This window comes from Brachybacterium endophyticum (assembly GCF_003130585.1).
GTDB classification, from domain to species: domain Bacteria; phylum Actinomycetota; class Actinomycetes; order Actinomycetales; family Dermabacteraceae; genus Brachybacterium; species Brachybacterium endophyticum.
This window is the reverse complement of sequence record NZ_QFKX01000003.1, coordinates 300,000-325,461: the sequence shown is the minus strand read 5'-3', so window position 1 is coordinate 325,461 and position 25,462 is coordinate 300,000. Positions and strand designations below refer to the sequence as shown.

Annotated in this window: 19 protein-coding genes and 1 tRNA gene; 11 read left to right on the top strand and 9 right to left on the bottom strand. The window is 72.3% G+C overall.

Going from position 1 to position 25,462, the window contains the following annotated elements; genetic code table 11:
- Nucleotides 1-399: 399 nt before the first annotated feature.
- Nucleotides 400-485, bottom strand: a tRNA-Ser gene (locus DEO23_RS10280).
- Between the two features lie 87 nt (nucleotides 486-572).
- On the opposite strand from DEO23_RS10280, the gene DEO23_RS10275 reads away from it, so the two are divergent.
- Nucleotides 573-2,768, top strand: coding sequence for a S9 family peptidase (locus DEO23_RS10275; RefSeq protein ID WP_240613344.1), 2,196 nt, complete (start codon nucleotides 573-575; stop codon nucleotides 2,766-2,768).
- Nucleotides 2,769-2,853: 85 nt separating this feature from the next.
- On the opposite strand, the gene DEO23_RS10270 is transcribed toward DEO23_RS10275, so the two are convergent.
- The 4 genes from DEO23_RS10270 to DEO23_RS10255 all read right to left on the bottom strand — a co-directional run bounded on the left by DEO23_RS10270 (nucleotide 2,854) and on the right by DEO23_RS10255 (nucleotide 6,069).
- Nucleotides 2,854-3,705, bottom strand: a complete 852-nt coding sequence (locus DEO23_RS10270) for a MetQ/NlpA family ABC transporter substrate-binding protein (protein ID WP_109275919.1) — start codon at nucleotides 3,703-3,705, stop codon at nucleotides 2,854-2,856.
- A gap of 72 nt (nucleotides 3,706-3,777) precedes the next feature.
- Nucleotides 3,778-4,473: a methionine ABC transporter permease gene (locus tag DEO23_RS10265; protein WP_109275918.1), complete on the bottom strand. Its 696-nt coding sequence runs from the start codon at nucleotides 4,471-4,473 to the stop codon at nucleotides 3,778-3,780.
- On the bottom strand, nucleotides 4,470-5,498 hold the full coding sequence (locus tag DEO23_RS10260; RefSeq protein ID WP_109275917.1) for a methionine ABC transporter ATP-binding protein: 1,029 nt from the start codon (nucleotides 5,496-5,498) through the stop codon (nucleotides 4,470-4,472). The genes DEO23_RS10265 and DEO23_RS10260 overlap by 4 nt, the downstream gene beginning before the upstream one ends.
- Before the next feature lie 127 nt (nucleotides 5,499-5,625).
- Entirely contained in the window at nucleotides 5,626-6,069 is a 444-nt protein-coding gene (locus DEO23_RS10255; RefSeq protein ID WP_109275991.1) for a nucleoside deaminase, read from the bottom strand.
- 188 nt (nucleotides 6,070-6,257) lie between these two features.
- On the opposite strand from DEO23_RS10255, the gene upp reads away from it, so the two are divergent.
- From upp to DEO23_RS10225, 6 genes are all read left to right on the top strand, one after another.
- On the top strand, nucleotides 6,258-6,896 hold the full coding sequence (upp, locus tag DEO23_RS10250) for a uracil phosphoribosyltransferase (RefSeq protein WP_109275916.1): 639 nt from the start codon (nucleotides 6,258-6,260) through the stop codon (nucleotides 6,894-6,896).
- Between the two features lie 410 nt (nucleotides 6,897-7,306).
- Complete coding sequence (locus DEO23_RS10245) at nucleotides 7,307-8,149, top strand: winged helix-turn-helix domain-containing protein (RefSeq protein ID WP_109275915.1); 843 nt, start codon at nucleotides 7,307-7,309, stop codon at nucleotides 8,147-8,149.
- Nucleotides 8,150-8,536: 387 nt separating this feature from the next.
- Nucleotides 8,537-10,534 carry a chromosome partitioning protein gene (locus DEO23_RS10240; RefSeq protein WP_109275914.1) on the top strand — a complete coding sequence of 666 codons (1,998 nt, stop codon included), beginning with the start codon at nucleotides 8,537-8,539 and terminating at the stop codon, nucleotides 10,532-10,534.
- Between the two features lie 100 nt (nucleotides 10,535-10,634).
- Nucleotides 10,635-14,033 (top strand): DEAD/DEAH box helicase, encoded by a 3,399-nt coding sequence (locus DEO23_RS10235; RefSeq protein ID WP_240613343.1) that lies wholly within the window; start codon nucleotides 10,635-10,637, stop codon nucleotides 14,031-14,033.
- Between the two features lie 8 nt (nucleotides 14,034-14,041).
- A complete protein-coding gene (locus tag DEO23_RS10230; RefSeq protein ID WP_205678938.1) occupies nucleotides 14,042-14,944 on the top strand; it encodes an SWIM zinc finger family protein in 903 nt (300 codons plus the stop codon).
- A gap of 191 nt (nucleotides 14,945-15,135) precedes the next feature.
- Nucleotides 15,136-16,743 carry a serine hydrolase domain-containing protein gene (locus DEO23_RS10225; protein ID WP_109275913.1) on the top strand — a complete coding sequence of 536 codons (1,608 nt, stop codon included), beginning with the start codon at nucleotides 15,136-15,138 and terminating at the stop codon, nucleotides 16,741-16,743.
- Nucleotides 16,744-16,815: 72 nt separating this feature from the next.
- On the opposite strand, the gene DEO23_RS16415 is transcribed toward DEO23_RS10225, so the two are convergent.
- On the bottom strand, nucleotides 16,816-18,366 hold the full coding sequence (locus DEO23_RS16415; RefSeq protein ID WP_240613342.1) for a serine/threonine-protein kinase: 1,551 nt from the start codon (nucleotides 18,364-18,366) through the stop codon (nucleotides 16,816-16,818).
- Between the two features lie 167 nt (nucleotides 18,367-18,533).
- Here DEO23_RS16415 and DEO23_RS10215 point away from each other — a divergent pair, with 167 nt between their 5' ends.
- Together DEO23_RS10215 and DEO23_RS10210 are read left to right on the top strand one after the other, a co-directional pair.
- A complete protein-coding gene (locus tag DEO23_RS10215; protein ID WP_109275912.1) occupies nucleotides 18,534-18,794 on the top strand; it encodes a hypothetical protein in 261 nt (86 codons plus the stop codon).
- A complete protein-coding gene (locus DEO23_RS10210) occupies nucleotides 18,791-19,321 on the top strand; it encodes a GNAT family N-acetyltransferase (RefSeq protein WP_109275911.1) in 531 nt (176 codons plus the stop codon). The genes DEO23_RS10215 and DEO23_RS10210 overlap by 4 nt, the downstream gene beginning before the upstream one ends.
- 42 nt (nucleotides 19,322-19,363) lie before the next feature.
- On the opposite strand, the gene DEO23_RS10205 is transcribed toward DEO23_RS10210, so the two are convergent.
- The gene (locus tag DEO23_RS10205) at nucleotides 19,364-20,341 is read right to left on the bottom strand and encodes an alpha/beta hydrolase fold domain-containing protein (RefSeq protein WP_165831800.1); all 978 of its coding nucleotides are present in this window, start codon (nucleotides 20,339-20,341) and stop codon (nucleotides 19,364-19,366) included.
- A gap of 32 nt (nucleotides 20,342-20,373) precedes the next feature.
- Complete coding sequence (locus DEO23_RS10200; RefSeq protein ID WP_240613341.1) at nucleotides 20,374-21,915, bottom strand: MFS transporter; 1,542 nt, start codon at nucleotides 21,913-21,915, stop codon at nucleotides 20,374-20,376.
- A 546-nt stretch (nucleotides 21,916-22,461) separates the two neighbouring features.
- Here DEO23_RS10200 and DEO23_RS15960 point away from each other — a divergent pair.
- On the top strand, nucleotides 22,462-23,307 hold the full coding sequence (locus tag DEO23_RS15960; RefSeq protein WP_133249865.1) for a hypothetical protein: 846 nt from the start codon (nucleotides 22,462-22,464) through the stop codon (nucleotides 23,305-23,307).
- A 98-nt stretch (nucleotides 23,308-23,405) separates the two neighbouring features.
- On the opposite strand, the gene dnaB is transcribed toward DEO23_RS15960, so the two are convergent.
- Nucleotides 23,406-24,785: a replicative DNA helicase gene (gene dnaB / locus DEO23_RS10185; protein ID WP_109275907.1), complete on the bottom strand. Its 1,380-nt coding sequence runs from the start codon at nucleotides 24,783-24,785 to the stop codon at nucleotides 23,406-23,408.
- Nucleotides 24,786-24,984: 199 nt separating this feature from the next.
- On the opposite strand from dnaB, the gene DEO23_RS10180 reads away from it, so the two are divergent.
- Nucleotides 24,985-25,437, top strand: a complete 453-nt coding sequence (locus DEO23_RS10180) for a DoxX family protein (protein WP_109275906.1) — start codon at nucleotides 24,985-24,987, stop codon at nucleotides 25,435-25,437.
- Nucleotides 25,438-25,462 lie beyond the last annotated feature (25 nt).

Below are 25,462 nucleotides of genomic sequence, written 5' to 3'. Positions count from 1 at the left end.
CAACCTAGCAAGCCCATGCCCTCGATCGATGCCGTAGCGACGTGGGCCCCGATTCCGGAGGGCCGGGGCTTCCGATGGCGGACGTCCCTGGCACCGATTCCGGAGGTACGTGGGCCCGGTTCCGGGGGTACGTGGCACCGATTCCGGAGGTACGTGGGCTTCGACGGGACGCACAGCGCATCGTGTGCCATATATGGCAACGAGTGCGCCATACGTCCCGCGGAGGCCCGAGCACGGATCCCGGCCTCCGGCAGTCTCGGTCAGCGCAGGGCCGGCAACCCGCGCCGACCAGGAACCCGGCCCACGGCGCCCAGCCCCGGCCCCGGCCCCGGACACGAAAAAGGCCCCCGCCTCACGGCAGGGGCCTGATCGGACCAGGGACGCACCCCTGGTCAAGGGCGGTAGCGGCGGGATTTGAACCCGCGGTGGCTATTAACCACACATCATTTCGAGTGATGCACCTTCGGCCGCTCGGACACGCTACCGCGGATGAGTCTACGCATCGGTGCGAGGGACGGGCAAACGCTCACGGTCGCCGTGCGATGCAGTTCACCGGGCGATACGCTCGCCCGGTGACGAGCACCGATGCCTCCCTTCCCCAGCCCGCTGACCTGCCGCAGCCGCCCCGTCCCGATCACCGGCCCACGGACCGCACGCACCACGGCGACACCGTCACCGATCCCTACGAGTGGCTGCGCGACAAGGAGGACCCGGAGGTCATCGCCCACCTCGAAGCCGAGAACGCCTATGCCGACGCCCGCACGCAGCACCTCTCGTCCCTGCGCGAGCAGCTGGTCGAGGAGTTCGTGGGCCACACCCAGGAGACCGACCTCTCGGTCCCCGTGCGCCGCGGCGACTGGTGGTACATCACCCGCACCACGGAGGGCGAGGACTATCCCCGCCACACCCGGGTGCGGGAGAGCAGCGAGCTCCCGCGCGGCGAGGGCGGGGTGCCGGCGGTCGAGCCCGGCACGCTCCTCCCCGGTGAGCAGGTGATCCTGGACGTCCAGGCCCTCGGCGCCGACCAGGAGTTCTTCTCCCTGGGCGGCTTCCATCCCTCCCCCGGCGGCGACCTGCTGGCCTACAGCACCGACGTGCGCGGCGACGAGCGTTTCGACGTCGTCGTCACCGATCTGAACAGCGGGGAGGTCCTCGACGAGGCGGTGCGCGGTGCCGGCTACGGACTCGCGTTCTCGGCCGACGAGCAGTGGCTCTTCTACGCACGCGTGGACGAGGCCTGGCGCCAGCACCAGATCTGGCGACACCGTCTGGGCGGTGACGCGAGCGAGGACGTGCTCGTTCTCGAGGAGAGCGACGAGCGGTTCATGATCGGCTTCGAGGTCTCGCGCGATGCCTCCACGCTGATCCTCCAGTCCGACTCGACCTCCACGAGCGAGGGCTGGCTGCTGGACCTCACGGATCCGACCTCCGCGCCGCGCGCCGCGGGCGGCCGTCGTCAGGGCGTCGAGTACACGCTCGAGCACGCGGGCGACCATCTGCTGGTGGTCCACAACGACGGGGTGGAGGGCTTCGCGCTCGCGACCGCCGCGCTCGCCGAGCCCGGCACCTGGACCAGGCTCCTCGAGGCCGCCGACGGTGAGCGCCTCGAATCGGCGGAGGCCTTCGCCGGTCACGTGGCCCTCGAGCTGCGCAGCGCGGGCCTCGCCGCGGTGCGGGTGATCCCGCGCCGCTCCCCTGCCGCCAACCGTCCGCTGGAGGCGCGGCAGGCGGCCGCGGCATGGGACGTCGCTGCAGTCTGGGACGTCACCCACGGCGGTGAGCTCGACACCGTCTTCGTGCAGACCAATCCCGACTTCGAGCAGACCGTCCTGCGCTACCTGCTGACCAGTCTGCTGACGCCCGCGACCATCGCGCAGGTCGACCTCGCGACCCGTGCGCGCACGATCCTGCGACGCACCCCCGCACCCGGCTTCGACCCGGAGCTGTACGTCGAGAAGCGACTGTGGGCCCGGGCGGCCGACGGGACCGAGGTGCCGATCTCGCTGGCCGCGCGGAAGGAGATCTCGGCCGACGGCGCGAACCCCGGCTACCTCTACGGCTACGGCTCCTACGAGGCGACGATGGATCCCTCGTTCGTGCCCACGCGGCTGTCGCTGCTGGATCGCGGCATCGTGGTCGCGATCGCGCACGTGCGTGGTGGCGGCGAGATGGGTCGACCCTGGTACGAGCACGGGAAGTTGCTCGAGAAGCGCAACACCTTCACCGACTTCGTGGACTGCGCGGAGCACCTGGAGCAGAGCGGCTGGGTCGCGCCGGGCAGGCTCGCGGCGGAAGGGCGCAGTGCGGGCGGTCTGCTGATGGGCGCGATCGCGAACCTCGCACCCGAGCGCTTCCGCGCGATCATCGCCGGGGTGCCGTTCGTGGACGCACTGACCACGATCCTGGATCCCTCGCTGCCGCTCACCGTCGGCGAGTGGGAGGAATGGGGCGACCCCCTGCACGATCCCGAGGTCTACGCGTACATGAAGTCCTACAGCCCGTACGAGAACGTGCGGGAGGTCGAGTACCCGGCGATCTTCGCCTCGACCTCGCTGAACGACACCCGGGTGTTCTTCGTCGAGCCCGCGAAGTGGGTGGCGCGCCTGCGCGAGACGGTCACGAACGACCAGGCGGAGCGGCCGATCGTGTTCCGCTGCGAGATGGTCGCCGGCCACGGCGGACGCTCCGGGCGCTACGCGAAGTGGCAGCAGCGCGCCGACGAGCTCGCCTGGCTGCTCGACCAGGTCGGGGCCCCCACGACGATCTGAGGGACTGCGCCGGAACGACTCCGGCCGCGCCGCCCGGCGACAGGCGGCGCGGCCGGCGCGTGCTGCGAGGCGGGGTCGCCCCGGCTCAGAAGGCCGGGATCACCGAACCGTCGGTGTAGGTGCGGGTGATGAAGTCCTTGACCTTGTCGGAGTGCAGGAGCTCGTCGAGCTTCTTCAGCCCGGCGTTGTCCTTCTCCTCGGTGCGCGCCACGACGAAGTTCGCGTAAGGGTTCTTCGCGTCGCTCTTCTCGAGGACGATCGCGTCCTTCGAGGGCTTCAGACCCGCGTCGATCGCATAGTTGCCGTTCACGACCCCCGCGGCAAAGTCGCCGAGCGAACGCGGGATCTGGGCGGACTCGACCTCGGTGAACTTCAGCTTCTGCGGGTTCTCGTCGACGTCACCGGTGGTGGCGCTGGTGACCTCGACGCCCTTCTTCAGCGTGATCAGCCCGGCCTCGGCGAGCAGGCCCAGTCCGCGACCGCGGTTGGTCGGGTCGTTGGCGATCGCGATCTCGTCGCCGTCCTTGAGCTCATCGAGCTTGGTGATCTTCTCGGAGTACAGGCCCAGCGGCTCGATGTGCACGCCCTTGAAGGCGAAGAAGTCGTAGCCCTTCTTCTTCTCCTGCTCGTCCAGGAACGGCTGGTTCTGGTAGTAGTTCGCGTCGATGTCGCCGTCGCTGAGCGCCTGGTTCGGGATCTGGTAATCGGTGTACGTCGTGATCTTCAGGGACAGGCCGGCATCCTTGGCGAGCTTGTCCTGTACGAACTGCAGGATCTCGGCGTGCGGCTTCGGCGAGGCACCGATCTTGATCTCGGTGACACCCTTCTTCTCCTGGGGCCCGTCGGAAGCGCCCCCGATCAGGCCGCAGCCGGTGACCGAGAGAGCGGCGACGCCGGCGCCGGAGGCGAACAGGGAACGGCGGGTCAGGTTCGACATGGGTGTCTCCTCAGACGGGATGGGGCGGGGAGTGAGCTGGGGTCGGTCAGGGAAGCCGGTCGGGCGACCAGGTCAGGCGTTGCGGGCGCGGTGGTCGACCGTGCGCGCGAGAACGGACCCGAGCGCCTGGACGAGGATCACGATGACGACGAGGACGAGCACGGTCGCGACCATCACCACGTTGTCGTAGCTCTGATAGCCCATGCGGTTGGCGAGGTCGCCCAGACCCTTGCCGCCCACGGCGCCGGCCATCGCGGTGTAGCCGATGACGGCGATCGTGGTGGTGGTCAGGGAGCCGATGATCCCAGGCAGCGCCTCGGGGAACAGCACCTGGCGGATCACCTGCGAGCGGCTCGCGCCCATCATCTGCACGGCCTCGATCTTGCCCGCCGGGATCTCGCGCAGGTTGATCTCGATCAGGCGCGCGAGGAACGGGATCGCGGAGACCACGAGCGCGAACATCGCCGCGTTCGGGCCGGTCACGCGCCCCACCACGATCCTGGTGACCGGGATCAGGGCGATGATCAGGATGATGAACGGGAAGGACCGGCCGACGTTCACGATGAAGCCGACGATCCGGTTCACCCAGCGGGCGGAGCCGCCGGAGGCCCGGTCGGTCTCGAACAGCAGCACCCCCAGCGGGATCCCGATCAGGGCCGCGAACACCATCGTGCCGACGGTCATGTACAGGGTGATCAGCGTGTTCGACCACAGGGAGGTGTTGGGGTCCCAGGTCGTGAAGACGGGGTTGCTCAGCCACTCGCTCATGAGGCCGCCTCCTTCGCGACGACGCCGCGGGACTCGAGGTCACGCAGGTACTCGGCGAGACCCTTCTCGGTGATCGGGGTGTCGTCCTCGTTGCGCAGCGCGAGCTGCACGCGACCCACCTGGCGTCCGGCGATGGTCTCGATGGTGCCGGCGACGATCTGCGCACGGGCTCCGTAGCCCTCCGCGATCCGCACCAGCTCCTCGCTGGTGGCGACCGCGCGAGGGTTCTCGGGGTCGGCGCCGTAGTCGCAGTCCACGACGCGGGCGCTGATGCCGGTCGGGGCGGGCGGCAGCGGGATCAGCTCACTGCTGAGCGGACCGTGCGGGTCCGAGGCGACGTCGGCGAGCGCACCGCTCTGGACGACACGGCCGTCCTCGAGCAGGGTCACCGAGTCGCAGATCTCGCGCACCACGCTCATCTCGTGGGTGATCATCAGGACGGTGATGCCCAGACGGTCCCGCAGGTCGCGGATCAGCGCGAGGATCTGGCGGGTGGTCGCAGGGTCGAGCGCGCTGGTGGGCTCGTCGCACAGCAGCACCTTGGGCTCGGCGGCGAGGCCGCGGGCGATGCCCACGCGCTGGATCTGCCCGCCCGAGAGCTGCGCGGGGTGGTTGTGCTCGCGGCCGCCGAGGCCCACGAGGTCCACCAGCTCGCTGACGCGCGCGGCGCGCTTCTCGCGGCCGATGCCGGCGATCTCGAGGGGGTGGCCGATGTTGCGGGCGGCAGTGCGCGAGTCCAGCAGGTTCGCGTGCTGGAACACCATGCCGATCTCGCGGCGGGCGGCACGCAGCTCCGGCCCGTCGAGCGCGGCGATGTCGGTGCCGTCGATCTTCACGCTGCCGCGAGTGGGCTTCTCGAGGCCCGTCAGGCAGCGGATGAGCGTGGACTTCCCGGCGCCGGAGCGGCCGACGATCCCATGGATCTGTCCGGCTCCGACCTCGAGGTCGATGCCGTCGAGCGCGACGACGGGGTCTCCCCCGCCCGGCGCGGGGAAGACCTTGGTGAGGTCTTCGAGAGTGATCACAGGCAGAAGTAGAGCACTCCCCTAGCGCACCTTTCGACCCCTGCGTTCACGTACGGCCATCTGACCGGGTCAGCGAGTGGCCGGTCTCACCGCGCGGACGGTCGGCGTGTGGCGCGCACCTCAGCGGTCACAGGCCCCGTCGCGCCCGGAAGAAGCTCCGCAGCAGGTCCCCGCACTCCAGCTCCCGCACTCCCGTGGTGAGCTGGGCGCGGTGGTTCAGCCGCGGCTCGCGCACGAGGTCGTAGAGGGACCCGGCGGCACCTGCCTTCGGATCCGGAGCCCCGACGACGACGCGGGCGATGCGGGCGAGCACGATCGCCCCGGCGCACATCGTGCAGGGCTCGAGCGTGACGGCGAGGGTGCATCCGGAGAGGTTCCAGCGACCGGTGGCGCGGGCCGCCTCACGCAGAGCGAGGATCTCGGCGTGCGCGGTCGGGTCCTCGTCGGCCTCGCGGCGGTTGCCGGCGGAGGCGAGGACCCTGCCGTTCGCGTCCAGCACCACGGCGCCGATGGGGACGTCGGCGGGCTCGCGCGCGGCGGCAGCTCGGGCCTGCTCGAGGGCGAGCCCCATCACCGCGTCGTCGGACAGGGGCCCGTCGGCGGAGGCGGCCGAGGTCGGCTCAGGGGTCGCAGGGATGTCGTTCACGCGGTCATTCTCGCTCGCCGAGCACCGGCAGCGCGGACCTCCGGTATCGGTGACCTCTCACGCACGCTTCGGACCCGGCGTCCTCACACCACGTGTCCGGTAGATTCGCCCCCATGCGCGTTCTCGAGATCGATCACCCCCTCGTCGCCCACAAGCTCACGGTTCTTCGTCGGGCGGAGACGCGCTCCTCGGTGTTCCGCCTGCTCGCCGACGAGCTGGTGACCCTGCTGGCCTACGAGGCGACCCGCAACGTCGCCGTGGCGCCCGTGGAGATCGAGACCCCGGTCTCCTCGATGACGGGCACCCGGCTGACCGACCCCAAGCCCATGGTCGTGCCGATCCTGCGCGCCGGCCTGGGCATGCTCGACGGCATGACGCGGCTGCTGCCCACCGCCGAGGTCGGCTTCCTGGGCATGGTGCGCAACGACGAGACGCTCGAGGTCACCACCTACGCGAACCGCCTGCCCGACGACCTGACCGATCGCCAGTGCTTCGTGCTCGACCCGATGCTCGCGACCGGCCACACCCTCATCGACTCCGTGAACTACCTGCACGAGCGCGGCGCGAAGGACATCACCTGCGTGACGCTGCTGTGCGCGCCCGAGGGCCTGAAGACCCTCGACGAGGCGATCGATCCGGCGATCGACCTCACCGTCGTCACCGCGGCGATCGACGAGAAGCTCAACGAGAAGGGCTACATCGTCCCGGGCCTCGGCGACGCGGGCGACCGCCTCTTCGGCGTCGTCGACTGAGGGCCCGCGGGCTGCGACCGCGGCGGGAGCCCGGTGCTCGCTGAGCGCTCCCCTCGCCGCTGACCACCGACGTCCCAGGATGCGAACACCCGCTTGAGGGTCCGAGCGGCCCTCGTGCATGATGGTCACCATGTTCACGAACGCTCCGAGCCGAGAGGTCGCCACGACGGCGGCCCGCTCGATGATGCGTTCGATGATGATGTGCATGTGCATGATGCACCGTCAGCCGAGCCTCTGAGCGCTCGAAGAACCTCCGGGGTCGGCTGACAGGAGCCGGCCGGAAGGCGCGGGCTCCAGGTGCCGGCCGGGAGCACAGCCCAGCGATCCGCGAACCACACGCGTCGATCCATATCTGGGATCCCGGGTCCCCACCCGTTGCACCCACGGTGCACGAACCCGGAGAACGCATCATGACCATCACCCTGAACAGTCCTGTCACCCAGACCGAGCGCCCCGCCGATCGCCCGCTGACCCTCGATCGCAGCGCCCGCACCTCTCGCACCCAGCGCGCCGGACGCCCCGGCTTCCGCGCCCCCTCGCACGCCGGCCCCTCGGCTGCGGCGCCGGCCGCGGCACCCGAGACCGACGAGGTCACCCTGACCCTCACGGTCAGCCTCCCCGCCGGCACCCCGGACGTCGAGGCCGCCCAGATCGCCGACGCCCTGCGGGCCAACGCCCGCCGCCTGACGGCCGGTCGCCGGGCCGCGGCGAGCGTGGACGTCCGCTCCCCGCGTCCCTTCTCCCCCAGCACCGGCGCGAGCTCCGCGCCGACGCTGCGGGCCCTGCCCCCGCGCACCCAGGAGGGCGAGGCGGCCCAGCCCACGAGCACGCGCCGCAGCGGCGTGGTCTCGCAGAACTCCCCGGCACGACGGGACGCGGAGGCCGCACGCCGCCGCCTTCTGCGCGCCACCGCGGTCAGCCCTGACGTCGCCCCGATCACCGGGGCGGACACGTCCCTCGTGATCGACCTGTTCGGGCGCCGGGTGCGCATCGACGGCGAGGACGCGGACCTCACCTACAAGGAGTTCGAGCTGCTGGCCCATCTGGCCCGAAACTCCCGCCGCATCGTCGGCCGGGACGAGCTCATGGAGTCGGTGTGGGCCGACGCCTCCGAGGAGACCGGTGAGCGCACGGTCGACGTGCACGTGCGCCGGGTCCGCGCGAAGCTTGGCCGCTACCGCCGCCTGATCTCGACCGTGCGCGGCGCCGGCTACCGCCTGGACACCGGAAGCGACGTCGCGATCCTCGACTGAGGACGAGCGAACGGCCCGGAGCTCACATCGACGCACTGTCGGGGCTCACGGGCCGTTCGCGATGCCTGCCGTCCCTCAGTGGTGGTGGGTGCGGACGACCGGCAGAGACGGGGCCGCTGCAGTCGGGGGGAACTGTTCGCGGGCCCCTGCGTCACCTCCCGCGAGGGGGATCGAGGAGGCGACGTCCGCAGAAGATGCTACGGGCCTGCGGTCGCCGATGTAAACGCGATCATCCAATGCTGTGCAGGGTTTTGCTGACCCATGACCTAGCGCCCACCAGGCATGATCCGGCCACGGGGGACGCAGGCACGAAGGCGTCTCGTACAGTGGGTCCGCATCCCGTGGACAGCGCGGGGGCGTCCATCCGGCAGCGAGGGAGAACCCACCATGATCGCGCAGGCGCGCATCACCTCCGACAGGGCGGCGACGGTCCATCTGGCCGATGACACGGTCGACATCCGCGCGGAGCAGATCTCCGAGGTGCGTGCGGACGTCAAGCGCCTGTTCATCGACATGGCTCGGCGGGCCGGGACCGCCCAGGACGTCGTGATCATCGAGGCCGACGCCCGCCACCACCTGCGGGTGGAGCCGAGCGGGCGGATCACCTCGCGACCGGCCGACGACCGCCCGGTCTTCGGCCCCGACTCCGATACGTCGGCCGCGACCGGCGAGAACGAGGTCGATGAGGAGACCGCTCCCTCCGCCGGGCAGGCGACCACCGCCGCCGCTCCTGTCGCGGACGGCTCGGACCCTGCGGACCCTGCGGACGCCGCGGACGCCGCGGGCCCTGCCGACGAGGATGAGAGCGCCGACGACCTCGAGGCCACGATCGTCAGGCCCGTCCGGCGGGACGCGACCAGCGACCGCGTGGACTTCGCCCCCGTGCCCGCCGAGGACTCCGCGCCGGCATCACCGGCCACGCCGTCGAGCGAGACCAGTGGGCCGGGATGGGTGCCGCCGCGCCTGCTCGACACCGAGGATGCAGACACGCCCCAGGCCCCCGATGCCCCCTCCCACGAGGACACGGAGCCTCCCGTGGCGGCGCCGGTCGAACAGCCCGCCCGACCCGCTCGCCCGGGGCACGGCCGCCGCGCGGCCGCGTTCTCCCCGACCCCGGCACCGGCGCCCGAGGCCTCGGAGGCACCCGTTTCCGCGCCCGAGGCCACTCCGGCGAACACCCCGGAGCTGCAGTCACAGCCGCAGCCGAGCGATGATGCCGCATCGCGCCAAGCCTCGGCCGCGCAGCCGACCGCCGCGACGCTCGCGGCGCAGACCGCCGGGATCGCTCCCGCCCAGACGCCGGCGCCTGCCCCGGAGGACCATGCGCAGGCTGCGCCGGCCACCCAGGCTCCCACCGGACAGGGACCCGACGGGCAGGTGCCCGCCGCGCAGACCCCGTTCGGGCAGGCGCCCGTCGGCCCCGGCGGATCCCCCGCCGCCGGTGGCGGGCAGAGGCCCACCCTTCAGGACCTGCAGGCCAACGGCCGGACTCCCGCCGAGGCTCCGGCCACCCGCGGCTGGCAGGGCGCGCTCACGCGCCTGACGGGCGGTCGGATCAGCCCGAGGCCCGGTCGCGCCGAGCAGGAGGAGCGCGCCCAGATCGCGCGGATCGCCCGCCGGCTCGACTCCCCGAAGAACATCGCCGTCGTCAACCTCAAGGGCGGTGCCCACAAGACCACCGCGTCCCTGATGATCGCCAGCACCCTGGGGCTCGCTCGCGGCGGGGACGTGCTGGCCTGGGACAACAACGAAACCCGCGGGACCCTGGGGTGGCGTGCCGCCCCGACGGAGCACGAGCGCACGGCGATCGACCTGCTGCACGACCTGGACTCGCTGCGCAGCGCCCACACCACGGCCTCCGCGCTGGACCCGTACGTGCGTCGGCAGGAAGCCGCCCGCTTCGACATCCTCGCCTCGGACGAGGATCCCGGCTCCTCGGCCCTCATCGACGACGTCGCCTTCCGCGACCTCGACGAGGCCCTCTCTCGCTTCTACCGGATCAAGGTCATCGACACCGGCAACAATGTGCGCGCCTCGAACTGGCTGGCCAGCGTGCGCTCGGCCGACCAGCTGGTCATCATCTCGACGCTGCGCGAGGACACGTTCAACGCCGCCGCCTGGATGATCGACGAGCTGCGGGCCACCGGCCTGGCCGAGCAGGTCGACCACGCCGTGACGATCCTGTCCCACTCCTCGCGCAAGACGATGGATCCCTCCCTGCGCTCCGTCCTGCACCAGCACTTCGGTGCGCACACGCGCGCGGTCGTCGAGGTCCCCTACGAGGAGCAGTTCGTCGACGGGGCGCCGCTGGACATCAGCCGCATCCACCGCCGCACCCGCGAGGCCTGGTTGAAGGCCACCGCCGAGATCGTCGACGGGCTGTGAGGGGCGGACCGACCGCCCGCGGTCGCACGGTCCGTCCCTCCCCCGTCCGCCTCCTCCACCGCCGCGCCCGGATGTCGGTCGCGGGGCATACGGTGCCACCATGCCCGTGACCCGACTACACCTGGTGGTCGACGACGACCTCGGTCCGTCCCTGTGGATGCGGGTGTCCTCGGCCGATGGTCGCTCGCGGCCCGCCACCGAGCTCGATCCGTCGCTCACCGAGGCCGACGGGCCGCTGGCCGGTGCCCTCGCGGGCTGCGAGGGCCGGCTGCGGCATCGCGTGCGGGTCCAGGGCCGCAGCGCAGAGCACCGCGTGCCCGCCCTGCCCCTGGACGGCCCCCGCCTGCGGGCCCTGCTGGGCGCAGTGACGGGTCTGATCCGCGAGCGCGCGGGCGAGCAGGCGGACGTCCCGGCCCTGCTCACCCCGCTGCTGGCCGACGCCACCCCTCTGCGCCTGACCGAGGACCTGGTGGCGATGCCCGACCTGCTGACCGGCGTGGTGCGGGACCTGCAGGCCGAGCAGCTGGTCGCCGAGCGCCGGATCACGGTGCGGATCCTCGAGCGCTTCGGCCGGCCCTGGGCCCGCTGGGCGGGTCTGGACCCGCAGGACCCCCCGCTGCTGCACGCCCTGATCGATGCGCACGCCCGTGACCAGTTCGCACGCCACCTGGACTCTCCCGCGGCGAGCCCGATGACGGCCTCCTCCGACGCGGACGACGGCGCCGGCGAGGGCGAGAGCGAGAGCCAGAGCCAGAGCCAGAGCGAGGGCGAGAGCACCGAGGCGGCACCGGAGCACGCGGCCGAGGACGAGCACGGGGACCCCTACGGCCTCCTCACCGCACTCGCGAGCGAGGAGCCCCTGCTCGCCGACGTCCCGGCGCGGCGCCGTCTGCAGACCGCGATCGACGCGTTCATCGACTCCGGGCATGCCCGCGTGCACTTGAGCGCCACGGGGTCGGAGCTCGTGGTCCGACTGCACGAGCCACCGCTGGGCACCGCCTGGCCGCTGCAGACCTGCCTGCGCGACGGCGACGGGGCGGTGCGTCCGGTCGCGGACCTGCGAGCCGTCGGCGACATCGGCGTCGAGGGGGCGGCGGAGGCATCGGCCGAGGTCATGCGGCTCGCACCGACCGTGCGGGAGGCTGCCGTGGACGACACCGGTGTGGACTGGCTGCTGACCACCGCGCAGGCCTCCGCCTTCCTCGCCCACGACACCGGCGCCCTGGAGGCGGCCGGTGTCACCGTGATGCTGCCGCGCGAGTGGACGAAGCAGAAGACGCGACTGCAGGCCGTCGTCGGCGAGGAGGAGCCGGCGCAGGAGCAGACCGGCAGCGGTGTGGGGCTGCAGGCCATGGCCCGCTTCGACTGGAAGATGTCGGTGGGCGACATGGACCTCACCGACGACGAGATCGCCGAGATCCGCGCCGCGCAGGCCGAGCTCGTGGAGCTGCGTGGCCAGTGGGTGCGCCTGGACTCCACCACCCTGAGGGCCGCCGAACGGTTCCTCGACGCCTTCTCCGCGCGCCGCCGCGGATCCCGGGGCACGGACCCGGCGGGCGACGGCGACGGCGACGGCGGCCGCGGTGAACGGTCCGGCGCACCCACCCCTGCAGTCGGCCGGTCCTCGCCCTCCGCGCAGCCGCCCTCCGCACCTGCCGCTGCCACGTCGCCCGCCGCCGAGCCGTCGGGCGGGCCCGGGGGTCCGCTCTCCGCCCAGGGTGGCGCGATGGGCTGGGCCGAGCTGTTCTCCCTGCTCGCGGGCGGCCAGGCCGAAGGCCTCGACATCCGGATGAGCAGCGAGGAGACGCCGGCGGAGGGACGTGAGGAGGTCGAGTCCTCCGAGCATGCCTCGCCCCCCGGTGCCGGCCGGCGCAACGGTCTGCGCAACCTGGTGCCGGACGGTCCCGGCCCGGTCCCGCTGCCGCAGCCCGATTCCCTCGAGGCCACGCTGCGCGGCTACCAGCTCGACGGACTGAACTGGATGTGGGCCCTGCACGAGCTGGGCCTGGGCGGGATCCTCGCCGACGACATGGGCCTGGGAAAGACCATGCAGGTGCTCGCCCTGCTGTGCCGCGAGCGCGAGGGGCTGGGACCGCTCGAGCTCCTCGGCCGCTCCCCCGCTCTCGAGCCCGACCGCTCGGGGGCCGCGACGGCCGGAGCCGCGCGGTCACGCCCGCGGGCGGGACGCCGGGCGCCGACCCCGGCCGGGCCGACCCTGCTGGTGTGCCCGATGTCGGTCGTCGGCTCCTGGCAGCGCGAGGCCGCGCGCTTCGCCCCGGACCTCGCGGTCCACGTCCACCACGGCGGGGAGCGGATCCGGGACGCTGGCTTCGTCGAGGGGGCCCGGGAGGTCGACCTGGTCATCACCACGTACTCCCTGCTGGACCGTGACCGCGACATCCTCACCCAGGTCCCCTGGCACCGGCTCGTCCTGGACGAGGCCCAGCACGTGAAGAACGCGGGCACGGCCGTGGCCAAGGCGGCGCGCTCGCTGCCCGCGCTCCACCGCCTGGCACTCACGGGCACACCCGTGGAGAACCGTCTGAGCGACCTGCACGCGCTGATGGAGACCGTGAACCCGGGCCTGCTGGGCAGCGCGACGCAGTTCCGCGACCATCTGGCCTCCCCCATCGAGAAGGACGGGGACGAGGCGGCGCTCGCACGTCTGCGCGCTCTGACCGGCCCGTTCGTGCTGCGACGGGTGAAGACGGATCCGAGCATCATCTCGGACCTGCCGGAGAAGATCGACCTGGTGCGCACCGTGAACCTGACCCCCGAGCAGGCGGGCCTGTACGAGGCCCTGGTCGGGGAGATGATGGCCCAGATCGACGGGGCCGATCAGAACCAGCGGCGCACCCTCGTCGTCTCCACGCTCACCAAGCTCAAGCAGGTGTGCAACCACCCCGCCCACTACCTCGGCGACGGCTCGAGCATCCTGCGCGAGGGACAGCACCGCTCCGGGAAGCTCGAGTACGTCGACGACCTGCTGGAGTCGGCCTTCGCCGACGGCGAGAAGGTGCTGCTGTTCACGCAGTTCACGACCTTCGGCCACATGCTGGTGCCCTACTGGCGCGAGCGCTTCGGGCGCGAGATCCCCTTCCTGCACGGCGGTCTCGCCAAGAAGGACCGCGACGCCATGGTCGAGACGTTCCAGGACACGCCCGGCGAGCCCGGGGCGATGCTGCTGAGCCTGCGAGCGGGCGGCACCGGCCTCACCCTGACCGCCGCGAACCACGTCGTCCACCTGGACCGCTGGTGGAACCCCGCGGTGGAGAACCAGGCCACCGACCGCGCCTTCCGGATCGGGCAGACCAAGGACGTCCAGGTGCGCAAGCTGGTGGCCGCCGGCACCATCGAGGAGCGCATCGACCAGGTGCTGCAGGACAAGCAGACCCTCGCCGACCTCACCATCGCCCCGGTGGAGAGCGCGCTGATGTCGATGAGCAGTGCCGAGCTGCACGCCCTGTTCCAGCTGGACCCCTCGGGAGGCGAGCGATGAGCATCCGCATGAGATCTCGTCGGGGCCGCATCGGCGCCAGCTGGCAGGGCGCCGCCCTGCGCGCCGCGCTCGAAGGGGTCCTCGGCACCTCCCGCTCGAGCAGCGGACGCAGACTGGCGCGCGCGGACCGGGTGCAGTGGCTGGACGTCGCACCCCGTCGGGCCCGGGCCGGGGTGCTGGACGACGACGGCACGATCTACGAGCCCGAGCTCGACGTCGCCGCCTTCGGGGCCGACGACCGCACGATCGTGGTGGGTGTCCTGCAGGAACATCCCGAGCTCCCGGCCCTGCTGAGCAGCGGCGGCTATCCGGAGAGCGTCGAGAAGGAGCTCGCCGGGCACGATGCGACATTGCTTCCGCGCAGCGTCTCCGAGCTCAGCCACGACTGCACGTGCATGGACTGGCCGGGGCCCTGCGTGCACGTCGCCGCCCTGACCTATGTGCTGGTCGAGGCGGTCGACGAGTCCCCCGTGCACCTGCTGACCCTGCGCGGACTGACGCTGCGGGAGATCGCCGCCCCGACCGCTTCCGGCCGCGGCGCAGCGGCGCTCGCCCGGGCGGGGAGGACCGGGAGCGAGGCACAGGCGGGGGCGCCCGACGGCGAGAGCCAGGCCGAGGGATCGGATGAGGGACACGGCGCGAGCCCCGACGAGCAGGCGGACGGTGCCTCGGAGGCAGGATCCGCGGAGGGCGAGGAGCCGCAGCAGGAGCAGGAGGAGCGGCCCGGCTTCGACCCGGCGATCGCGGATCCGACGCTGCTGCAGGAGGTGCTCGGACCGTCGGCCGCACGGGCCCTGGCGAGCTTCTACGACGCCGCGGCGCGGCCGGTGGCGCAGCGGAATCCCACGGACTCGCAGGCGCCGGACCAGCAGCCCGCGGACCCCGGAGAAGAAGCCGGGCCGACGCGCTGAGGGGGTGGCGCGCCGGCCCGGCATTCAGGGAACCGTCACGACACGACAGCTGTGCCGGATCCGGACGAGGGGGTGTCCATCACGAGAATCATGGAACGCCCCGCGGGTGGGAATCCACTGGTCCTTCTCTGGTAATTCCCTATGCCGCCGGCCGACGATCCCCTCGCCGACCTCGTCCTAGAGTGGTCCCCATGCCTGTCACCGCCTCTGCGACCCCCGCTGCGTCCGTGATCCCCGAGGAGGTGGTGGCGACGATCACGTCCCTCGCCGATGCGGCCGTCTCGGAGCACCGCACGGCCGGGCTGGTCTGGGCCGTGGTCGGCGGCCATGACCAAGACTCCGCGGTGCTCGCCTCCGGCGCCTCGGGCTCGCGGCGGCTCGAGGGCGGCCGCCCCGCACCGGGATCGGCCCCGATGGACCGCGGGACCATCTCCCGCATCGCCTCGATGACGAAGTCGTTCACCGCGGCCGGCGTGCTGCGACTGCGCGAGGAGGGGCGGCTGCGCCTGGACGACCCGATCGCCCAGCACGTCCCCGAGGCCGCCGCGCTCTCCCCCGCCACCGCGGACTCCCCCGTGATCACGGTCCGCGACCTGCTGAGCATGTCCGCCGGCCTGGTGACCGACAATCCCTGGGGCGATCGCCAGGAGTCGATGACCCGCGAGCAGTTCGCCGCGATGATCGCGAAGGGCTTGGGCCACGTGCACGCCCCCGGCACCGGCTTCGAGTACTCCAACACGGGCTTCGCCCTGTTGGGACGCCTGATCGACGAGGTCACGGGCCTCCCCTACGACCAGTACCTCACCGAGACCTTCCTGGTGCCGCTCGGTATGCACGACACGTCCTTCTCCCGCGAGCACCTGGACGCTTCCCGCATCGCGACCGGACATCGGCTCGCCGACCGCGTGGACGCCACCCGCTTCGAGGCCGTCGACTTCGACGAGCCCGGCGTGTACGGAGCGATGGCCGGACTGTTCTCGACGGTCGACGACATCGCGACCTGGGTGCGGTTCCTCGCAGCGGCCGATGCCCCCGACGCTCCCGGACGCGAGCAGGGCCTGCTGTCCACGGCCTCGCGCCGGGAGATGCAGCAGATCCACCGGATCCAGTCCACGCCCGCCCTCCCCGCCGGTCAGGACGGCGCCTCGCCCGGCTTCGCGAACGTGCGCGGGTACGGCTTCGGCCTCGTCGTCGAGCGCTTCCCGGAGCTGGGCGACGTCATCTCCCACTCGGGCGGCTACCCGGGATACGGCTCGTTCATGGTCTGGCACCGTGACAGCGGCGTCGGCGTGGTGGTCCTCGCCAACAGCAAGTACGCCCCGGCCACACCCGTCGCGATGAGCGTGCTGCGCACGCTCGATGACCAGGTCCCCGGACTGCTGGCGGCGCGTCTGCCCAGCGCCGCGCCGCGCACCCTGGAGGCGGCCCGTGCCGCGCTCGACTGGCTGCGCGAGGGCGACGACACCCTGGCCGACGTCTGGTTCGCCGACAACATGGACCTCGACATCTCCCGCGAGGAGAGGCGCCGTCGCCTGGCCTCCGCCCTGGAGCGCTCCGGTGTGAGCGCCGCCGACCTCGACGCGCTCACCCCGCAGGACGCCGACGTGCTCTCGCGGGCCTCGGTGCGCTGGACCCTCCGCGGCCGGGCGGACGACGACTCGGGCACGGGCACGGGCTCGGGCTCGGGCTCGGGCTCGGGCGGAACCCTGCACATCACGCTGCTGATGGACCCGCGGGCGGATGCGCTCATCCAGTCGCTCGACACGGTCGCGACCGCGCCGGCGGCGTCGGGATCCTGAGAGCGGGGGCGCTCGCTCGGGCGGTGTGCCGGCTCCCGGAGCACTGCGTCCCTCGGAGCAGGAGGGTCGCTCTCAGAGCAGGCTGACCAGCAGGATCGCCGTCGGCACGCCGAGCACGACCGCTGCGACGACCCCGACGCCCGCACCGATCAGCGTGGTGCGGGTCTGCCCGCTGAGCACCGAGTTCGCACGCAGGCCCGACGGACGTTCGCCGGTCCCCGCCGAACTCGCGGAGGACGGCTGTCGCGAGGCCGAGCCCCGTGAGGGCGCCGGGGCCGGGCCCGTGGCCGGTGCAGTGGCCGCGGCGGATCCGGGAGGTCGCCGCGAGTCCACGAGGCGTCGGCCCGCCGCATCGCGCGGGGTCTGGCCGTAGGGGTAGGACCCCATCGGCGGGGGCGAGACGGGGTTCCGCTGCTGCGGGGGCGGGCCGGGACGCTGCGCGTGGGTGGTCGCCCCCTGCGCAGCCGTCGGATTCGGCCGGTTCTGCGAGGGGGCGCTCGAGCTGCTGGGCCCCGACCCTCCGGAACGACGCTGTGGCGGCATCCCCTGCTGTGGCATTCCCTGCTGTGGCTGCGCCCCCTGCTGCGGGGGCCCGTGGCGGGTCGCGCCGGCCTGCTGCGTGCCGTGCGCCTGCTGGGTCGGCGGAGCCGGGGCGTGGCGCCCGCGCGCGCCCGGACCCCGCGAGGTGTACGCCTGCTCGACGCGGCCTGCCCGGATCTCCTCCATCGAGGGGCCGGAGCGCGCCGGGACCTGGGGGCGCTGGGCGCCCGGAGCGTCCGGGGGCAGCGGCGGGAGCGTCGAGCGGACGTCCAGCGGTGCGCCGTCGGCGAAGGCGAGACGCAGGCCGGAAGGGACGTGCGGCAGATCGCTGCGGACCGCGGCAGCATCCTGGTATCGCCGCTCCGGCTGCGGATCGACCATCCTGCGGATCACGGCGGCGAGCTTCGGCGACACCCCGCGCAGGCGATGATCGAGCTCCTCGGCCCGGAAGGCGCCGTCTCGCAGCGGGAACGGCCCGTTCAGCGCGAACATGGCCACGACGCCCGCCGCATACAGGTCGTGGCTGGGGTGGGGCTCGGCCATCGAGAACAGCTCGGGGGCCATGTACCCGGGCGTTCCGTTGACCATGCCGACGCTGGTGAAGCGCACGTCGGTCTCGTGGACGGCGATGCCGAAGTCCGCGAGGCGGGAATGCGGACGCTGCACCCCGGTGGGCTCGAGCATCATGTTCGCGGGCTTGACGTCACGGTGGATCCAGCCGTCGGCGTGCACGTGCGCGAGACCGTCGAGCAGCTGGTCCAGGATGACAACCACCGCCGGCTCGCCGAGCGGCCCGTGCCCGCGCACCACGGATTCGAGCGTGCCGCCGCTGGCCAGCGGCATCGCGATCACGACGTGCTCGTCCTCCGCGCCCCATCCGTACGGGGTGAGGAGGTGGGGATGATCGAAGCTGACGCCCTTCTCGCGCACGAAGCGCATGAGGTCCGCGGAATCGCGCTGGCGCAGCACCTTCGCCGCGCACAGGGCCCCGGCCTTGGAGTCCCAGGCACGCCAGACGGCACCCGACCCGCCCTTGGCGATCAGGTCGATGAGCGCGAAGCGCCCCACGATGACGTCGGCCATGCCCCTCAGTCCGTTCCCTCCCCCGACGATCGGGAGACCGCGCGCGGAACCGCCCGGTGCAGCCTCCGCGGGCGCCGCCGCCAGGTGCCGGGCCGATGGGCCCGGTCAGCGCGGAAGCGCAGGTCCACAGTACGATGAAACCCGCGACGGGACACGGGAGGGCGCACATGCAGTGGTTGTGCGACTGGCTGACCGCGCCGCCCTCGTTCAGCATCCTGGGCTTCGTGGTGCTCGCGGCGCTGTGCATCCTGGGCACCATCGGCTTCGCGGTCTGGGTGGTGCTGGCGCGGGAGGAGCCCGACGTCGCCGACGCCGAGGCACTGCAGCGGATCACCGCACGCGATGAATCCGCCGCCCAGCACGTGCACAGCGAGTTGAACGGTCAGACCGGTCGCGGCCGATCGACCGTGACCGACCGGGTGCGATGAGCACGACCGTGGCCACGGAAGCCCGCACACCACCCCGGATCCGTCTCGCGGCCGCCGAGGACGCCGCCGTCGTCCTCGCGATCCGGGACGAGGCCATCCGCAGCTCCTCAGGACTCTGGATCGACGAGGTCCCGGACCCGGAGGCCTCGCGCTCCTGGTTCGAGGCGCAGCTGGAGGCCGGGTCGATGCTGGTCGCCGAGGACCCGGGACCGTCCGCCGCGGTGCTGGGCTATGCCTCGTTCTCCCCGCTGCGCGACTACGCGGGCTACCGCTTCACCGGCGAGGACTCCGTCTACCTGCTGCCCGAGGCGCAGGGTCGAGGCGTGGGCACGGCCCTGATGGAGGCTCTGGTGACGCATGCCCGCGAGCACGGCATGCACTCGCTGGTGGCTCTCGTCGAGTCCGGGAACACGGGGTCGATCCGCCTGCACGAGCGCTGCGGGTTCCGCGAGGTCGGTCGGATGCCCGAGGCCGGGTTCAAGTTCGGCACCTGGTGGGACCTGGTCACGCTGCAGCGGCTGCTGTAGCTCCGGCCGCGAACCCGGGTCGGCGGGCGGCGGCCCGGTGGGTCAGTGGGCGGCGGCGCGACGCCCCTCGTTGACCGGGACGTCGAAGCGCAGCGCCTCGCGCACGAAGGCGATCTGCCGGCGCCGCGCGTACTGCGACACCGGGCCCCGCCACACCATCGGGTAGCAGTGCCAGCCGCCGGGCTGCTCGAGCCAGGTGACCTCGGTGCCGGCATCGGCCAGGCCGTCCCGCAGCCGCAGAGCGTCCCCGAGCAGGATGTCCTGGTCGCCGACGGTCAGGTGCACGGGCGGCAGGTCCCGCAGGTCGCGGAACAGCGGGCTCAGCCGCGGGTCCTCGAGGTCGAAGCCGTCGGCGTAGAGGGCGGCGGAGCGCGCCAGGGTCTCCCGGCTCAGCGCGGGGTCCTTCTCCTCCTGCTCGGCGATCCGCGGATCGTTCAGCGTGAGATCCACCCACGGCGCCGTGAGCACGAGCGCCGACGGGCGCTGCTCGTCGCGATCGCGCAGGGTCTGGGCGACCGCGAGGGCGAGTCCGGCCCCGGCGCTGTCACCCGAGAGCACCCAGCGCGGGGTGTAGGGGGCGAAGTCCTCGACGATGCCGAGAACACCCTCGACGGCATCGTCGTAGGCGGCGGGGAAGGGCATCTCGGGCGGCAGCCGGTAGTGCAGCATCGCGACGGCCATCCCGCCGCGGCGGCGCATGTCGGCCAGCCAGTCCCAGTGATCGGGGTGCTCGCCCTTGACGTAGGTCCCGCCGTGCAGGTGGATGAGCACGCCGCGGTTCGCATTCTCGCGGTCGATCCAGGTCACCGGGATGCCGCGATGGCGTGAGCGGGTGACGAGCGAGCGCTCCACGGTTGCGTGGTCGGGCTTGGTGTTCCCGTGGGTGCGCCGGACACCGAACTCGAACAGACCTGTGGGCAGGTGGGCGGTGATCCAGGTGGCCCGGCGCAGGGCGTCTGCGCCGCTGGCCTCCTCCTCGCCGGGATGCGGGGCAGGGGTCTCGACGTGCACGGAGCTCATGGGAGGCATCTTCCCACGCCTGCCTGCGACTGTCAGTCCCGCTCGCGAGTGTCGGTCCCGCTCGGCGGCCTGGATTCGACGGCCTCGATGAGGTCGTCGTCCACCAGACGGTTCGCGCTCGCCCGCCAGCCCGCCGCGCCCAGCGCCAGGGCGCTGACGAGCAGCACCCACAGCACCAGGGTGAGGGACGCGGTAGCCTGCAGCAGCGCGCCCATCAGCAGCGGTCCGATGCCGGCGAGCAGATATCCGACGGGTTGGACGATCCCGGACAGCCGCGCGGTGATCGCGGGGTCACGGGTGCGTGCCGGAATCATGGCGATCGCGGTCGGGAAGGCGAAGCCGCCGATGCCCAGCAGCGCCGCCCACGCCACCGGCGACGCGGCCGGCGCGAGGATCAGCCCCAGGTAGCCCGCGGCGGTGAGCAGGCCGAAGGCCAGGGCGAAGATGCCGAGCCGGTTGGAGCGGGCGATGATCGTGGGCATCACCAGACCGCCGACCATGCCCCACGCGGCGACCTGCGAGACGGTCGCCCCCGCCGCGCCCGGGGACAGCCCCGCGTCGGTGAGGATCTGCGGCAGCATCCCGAACTGGGTGTAGGCGTTCATCGACTGCAGACCGAACATGAGGGTGAGGAACACGGCGGCCGGCGAGCGCCACAGGGGGACGGACCGGGCGGCCTCCCGCGCTGCCGCTCGGGCGCGAGCGCGCGCGGTGGTGGCCTCGAGATCGGCGGCGGGATCAGGGAGCTCGCTGCCCGCCGACGCGGACGGGGGCTGGGGCGCGGGCGCGGGCGAAGATGGGGGCGCGGACGGTTGGGCCCCGGGGTCCGTCGCTGCCGCGGCGTCTGCCCCGGGTACCGCGCGCGGGTAGTCGTTACCCACCCGGACCAGGACGAGCACGCCGATCACCACCGGCAGCGCCGCGAGGATCGCCCAGGTCTGCAGCGAGTCACGCCAGTCGTGGACCCCCGACGCCAGCGGCACCGCGATCGCAGGGCCCGTCGCGGCGCCCACCGCGAGCAGCATCGAATACAGCGTCATCAGCGCCACCGACGCCCTGCCACCGTGGCGCTTGACCCAGGCGGGTGTGACCACGTTGACGAGCGAGGGCCCCATCAGCGCCAGGGCGCTGAGCAGCACGAACAGCCCGAAGGAGCCGCTGAGCGGGCGAAGGACGAGCCCGATGGTCGCGAGCACGAACGCCACCACGATCGTGCCCGTCAGACCGATGCGCCGCGACATCGGCACCGCCAACAGCCCGAAGGCGCCGAAGCAGAGACAGGGCAGGGCTGTCAGCAGACCGTCGGCCCAGGCCCCGACGCCGTAGGCACCGGTGATGTCCTGCATCAACGGGCCAAGCCCCGAGGCGGCCGGGCGCAGGTTCAGCGAGATCGCCGCGACGAACACGACGGCCAGCCCGAGGCCGACCACTGTCGTGCGGCCCTTCGGGGTGGAAGCGGCGGGGAGCGGGGCGTCCGTGTGTGGCCCGTCCGAGAGCGGGGCAACGGGGGTCGAGCCGTCAGCGAGTGGTGTGTCGGTGTCGTGTCGCGGGGTCTGATCGGGCTCGGAGGTCACCGGATGATTCTCTCGCGCGCCGGGTGGGGGTGGCGCGCGGGGTCGGTGGCGTGCGTCGAACGCCACCGTCGTCCGGGCCGATGCCGCCGCTGCCCACGCCGTCGGGCCGTCAGGCCGCCGGGCGTCCAGGCCGTCGACCCTCCGGGCGTCGGGGCGTCCTCTTCAGACCGCGTCGTCGGCGCCGCTCGGGCCGCGGCGGGACTAATAGCGCATCATCTGCAGCATTTCGCAGATGATGCGCTATTAGTCCCGCCCAGACCACGATCCCTCCCAAGATCGCTCCGCCACGCCCGAGAAATCGCTCGGCCGAGCCCCTGTGCCGCCACGCCCTTGAACCACCCTCCCCCCCCCTGAACCGCCCCCACCTTCGAACCACCCTCACCCCGACGAACCCCGTCGTAGTCTGACCGCATGCAGCCGCTCCCCCACTTCTGGGTCACCCGCCGCGCCGACCTGCCCTCCCGCACACGCGGCGTCGTCGCGGTCGACGTCTGGGGATGATCCTCCAGCTCCCGCGAGGACGCCCTCGCCACGGCGGACTCCCGGGTGTCGGCCCTCGCAGCGCGCGGCATCGAGGACTCCCGCGCGGCCGAGTACTACCCCGGCCGGCCCGTGCGCGAGGAGATCCTCCAGGAAATCCACGGGGACGACGGCACGCTCCTGGCCGTGCTCACCCGCAACCGCTACGGCGCGACGGTGTTGAACACCGACGCCGTGCTGATCGCGGACATCGATCTCGCCGGGAGCGACACCGATGCCCGCTCCGAGCGTCCGCGCGCCCCTCGTCCCTCCCTGTTGGGAAGGCTGCTGGGCCGACGTTCCGCAGACGATCCCGCGGGGCGGACCTCCGCCTCCGCCGCGGGCGAAGCCACGGCGACCAACGGGACCCCAGGTGCCCCCACAGCCCCCGAAGCCCCCGAGACCCCCGAGGCCCCCGAGGAAACCCGCGTCCGCGAGCGCGTCCAGGCCTTCGCCGCCGCTCATCCGGAGTGGGGCGTGCACCTGCATCGCACCCGCGGGGGGTTCCGCGTGCTGGTCAGCGGCACCGGGGCGAGGCCGGACGAGGATCGGTCGCGCGCGCTCCTGGAGGAGCTGGACTCCGATCCGCTCTACGTGCGCCTGTGCACGGTGCAGGGTTCCTATCGGGCGCGCCTGACCCCGAAGCCGTGGCGCGTCGGCCGTGCCGCGTTGTCCGTGCGCTGGCCTGCCGAGGGGCCTGCGCAGGCGAAGTACGAGTCGTGGGTGCGCTCCTACGAGTCCGCCCTGGGCCGAGCGGCCGCGTGTCGACGCGTCTGGTGGAACGGTGTGGGACCCGCGACCGATGGCGAGCGCCAGGTGCTGGCGCTGCACGACGAGCTGTCCGGTTCCGACACCGGATCCGCCCTGGCCTGAGCTCTCGGCCCACCGCCGGGACCGTCTGCCGTCGCCGATGCGGCTCGCCGCCGGCCGGGAGCCGACCGGGAGTCGGCCGGCGCTGCGCGCGGGCGCGATCAGCCCCCCGTGAAGCCGCCTCCGCCGGGCATGTCCTTGAAGCGCGAGTAGTGTCCCTCGAAGGCCACGGCGATGGTGCCGACGGCGCCGTTACGGTGCTTGGCCAGGATCAGATCGGCCTCGCCCGCGCGCTGCGATTCCTTCTCGTAGTAGTCCTCGCGGTGGATCAGGACGATGAGGTCGGCGTCCTGCTCGATCGAGCCGGACTCGCGCAGGTCACTCATCATCGGCTTCTTGTCCTGGCGCTGCTCGCTGCCACGGTTCAGCTGCGAGATGGCGATGACGGGGACCTCGAGCTCCTTGGCGAGCAGCTTGAGGGCACGCGAGAACTCCGAGACCTCCTGCTGACGGGACTCCACGCGCTTGCCCGAGCTCATCAGCTGCAGGTAGTCGATGACCACGAGCTGGAGGTCGTGCTTCTGCTTGAGCCGACGGCATTTCGCGCGGATCTCCATCAGGGACATGTTGGCGCTGTCGTCCATGAACAGCGGGGCGTTGCCGATGCGGCTCATCGCCCGCGCCATCGACTGCCAGTCGCGGTCGTCCATCGAGCCGTCGCGCATGCGACCCATCGGCACCTGCGACTCGGCCGAGAGCAGACGCATCGTGATCTCGGTCTTGTCCATCTCCAGGGAGAAGATGACGCTGGTCTGACCGTTGTGGATCGAGGCCGAGCGCAGCACGTCCATGCCCAGGGTCGTCTTACCCATCGCGGGACGGCCCGCGAAGATGATCATCTGCCCGGGGTGCAGGCCCTGCGTGATCTCGTCGAACTCGGAGAAGCCGGTGGGGATGCCGGTGACCTGGCCACCGCGGTTCTGGGTGGCCTCGATGACGTCGATGGTGCCGCCGATGACCTCGCTGAGCGGCTGGAAGTCCTCGCTCTGGCCGCGCTCGGTGACCGAGTAGACCTGCGCCTGCGCCTCGTTGATGACCTCCTCGACCTCGCCGCCGTCGGCCGCGTAGCCGAGCTGGACGATGCGGGTGCCGGCCTCCACCAGTCGGCGCAGGGTCGCGCGCTCGACGACGATGTCGGCGTAGAAGCCGGCGTTCGCGGCCGTGGGGACCATGTCGATGAGGTCCGCGAGGTAGGCGCCGCCGCCCACGCGCTGGAGCTCGCCGCGCTTGGTCAGCTCGTCCGAGACGGTGACCAGGTCGGCCGGCTCGCCGCGGGAGTACAGGTCGGTGATCGCCTCGAAGATGACCTCGTGAGCGGGCCGGTAGAAGTCGCCGCCCTGCGCTTTCTCGACGACGTCGGCGATCGCGTCCTTGGAGAGCATCATCCCGCCCAGCACGCCGCGCTCGGCGGAGAGGTCCTGGGGCGGCGTGCGCTCGAGTCCGCGGTCCGGTCCGGGTTCGTAGGCGTCGTTCTGGGTCACCGGGACAGTCTAGGGATGATGGCCGGCCGACTCGCGGGCCTGTGGATCAGTTCGCAGTCCCCCTTCACGTCACCCCGTCACACCACCCCTTCACACTCATTGATTTTTCCATTACCGTGGGTGCCGGTCGCCCGCCGCCGAGCACCTGCTGCGGCCGGTGCTGCTCGGGACGGCCGTCCCCTCCGATGGAAGGACCCTCATGGTCACCGCCGCCGCCCACCGAAGCTCCACCCTCCGCGACCTCGGCCTGCTGATCGCACGGGTCGTCCTCGGCGTCGTCTTCGCCGCCCACGGCGCCCAGAAGTTCTGGCAGTTCGGCCTGGGCGCGACCTCGCAGAACTTCGCCGGGATGGGAGTGCCCATGCCGGAGCTCGCCGCGCCCGTCGTCGCAGCCCTCGAGCTCATCGGCGGCATCGCCCTCGTGCTCGGCCTGCTCACCCCCTGGGCGGGCATCCTGCTCGCGATCGACATGCTGGTCGCCGCCGTGCTCGTGCATGCCTCGGCCGGGATCTTCGTCGACGGCGGCGGCTGGGAGCTGGTCGGAGCGCTCGGAGCGGGAGCCCTGGCCCTCGCCGCGGCCGGCGCCGGCCGCATCTCCCTGGATCACGCGATCCTCGGCCGACGTTCCGGACGGCGCTCCGCCCGCGCCTGACGACGGCTCCGCGCGTCTGCTCGGT

Coding starts and splice junctions, on each gene's coding strand:
- DEO23_RS10270 (WP_109275919.1), bottom strand. CDS start 3,705: ATGTCGAACCTGACCCGCCGTTCCCTGTTCGCCTCCGGCGCCGGCGTC.
- DEO23_RS10265 (WP_109275918.1), bottom strand. CDS start 4,473: ATGAGCGAGTGGCTGAGCAACCCCGTCTTCACGACCTGGGACCCCAAC.
- DEO23_RS10255 (WP_109275991.1), bottom strand. CDS start 6,069: ATGGGGCTCGCCCTCGAGCAGGCCCGAGCTGCCGCCGCGCGCGAGCCC.
- upp (WP_109275916.1), top strand. CDS start 6,258: ATGCGCGTTCTCGAGATCGATCACCCCCTCGTCGCCCACAAGCTCACG.
- DEO23_RS10245 (WP_109275915.1), top strand. CDS start 7,307: ATGACCATCACCCTGAACAGTCCTGTCACCCAGACCGAGCGCCCCGCC.
- DEO23_RS10240 (WP_109275914.1), top strand. CDS start 8,537: ATGATCGCGCAGGCGCGCATCACCTCCGACAGGGCGGCGACGGTCCAT.
- DEO23_RS10235 (WP_240613343.1), top strand. CDS start 10,635: ATGCCCGTGACCCGACTACACCTGGTGGTCGACGACGACCTCGGTCCG.
- DEO23_RS10230 (WP_205678938.1), top strand. CDS start 14,042: ATGAGATCTCGTCGGGGCCGCATCGGCGCCAGCTGGCAGGGCGCCGCC.
- DEO23_RS10225 (WP_109275913.1), top strand. CDS start 15,136: ATGCCTGTCACCGCCTCTGCGACCCCCGCTGCGTCCGTGATCCCCGAG.
- DEO23_RS16415 (WP_240613342.1), bottom strand. CDS start 18,366: ATGGCCGACGTCATCGTGGGGCGCTTCGCGCTCATCGACCTGATCGCC.
- DEO23_RS10215 (WP_109275912.1), top strand. CDS start 18,534: ATGCAGTGGTTGTGCGACTGGCTGACCGCGCCGCCCTCGTTCAGCATC.
- DEO23_RS10210 (WP_109275911.1), top strand. CDS start 18,791: ATGAGCACGACCGTGGCCACGGAAGCCCGCACACCACCCCGGATCCGT.
- DEO23_RS10205 (WP_165831800.1), bottom strand. CDS start 20,341: ATGAGCTCCGTGCACGTCGAGACCCCTGCCCCGCATCCCGGCGAGGAG.
- DEO23_RS10180 (WP_109275906.1), top strand. CDS start 24,985: ATGGTCACCGCCGCCGCCCACCGAAGCTCCACCCTCCGCGACCTCGGC.